At 38.3% G+C, this 569-nt stretch carries 1 protein-coding gene; it reads right to left on the bottom strand.

Translation table 11 applies throughout. The annotated features are described in order from the left end of the window. Nucleotides 1-541: enolase-like domain-containing protein (locus tag AC1DJR_RS32870; RefSeq protein WP_477004555.1), on the bottom strand; the 541-nt coding region annotated here is incomplete at its 3' end. Between the last annotated feature and the right edge of the window lie 28 nt (nucleotides 542-569).

Below are 569 nucleotides of genomic sequence, written 5' to 3' on the forward strand. Positions count from 1 at the left end.
GTACTACATTTCGAATTGCCTCTATGCGTTCTAAATCTAAATGTGCCTCTTTACCCACCTTAATTTTTAATGTTTGGAATCCCTTTTCGATATGCTTTTTCGCTTCTTTTGCCATTAATAAAGGCTCATCCACACTTACTGTAATATCAGTATGAATCTCTTTCTTCCCACCCAGTAATGCGTATAACGGTATGTTGTGAAATCGACAATATACATCGTATAAAGCCATATCTACCGCCGCTTTCGCACTTGTATTTCCTATACAGCTCATTTGAATGTGTAACAATAACGTTTGAAATTGCAGCACATCTTTATCAACTAATACGGAGCGAATTGGCCCTAATATTGCTTCCTCAATCCCGTTGGCAAAATCACCTGTAATAACCGGTGTTGCTGCAGCAGCTCCTTTTCCAACAATCCCTTCATCTGTATGAATAAACACATCTATACTTTCGATTTCCGTTACAGTGCGAAGCGCAGTTTTAAACGGTGTATGAAGCTTTACATGTCGGCGGTTTACCTTCACATCGGTAATTTTCATTTTGTTCATCCTTTCATTGTTTATAGAG

The sequence above is a fragment of the Bacillus sp. 05T31 genome, assembly GCF_056396725.1.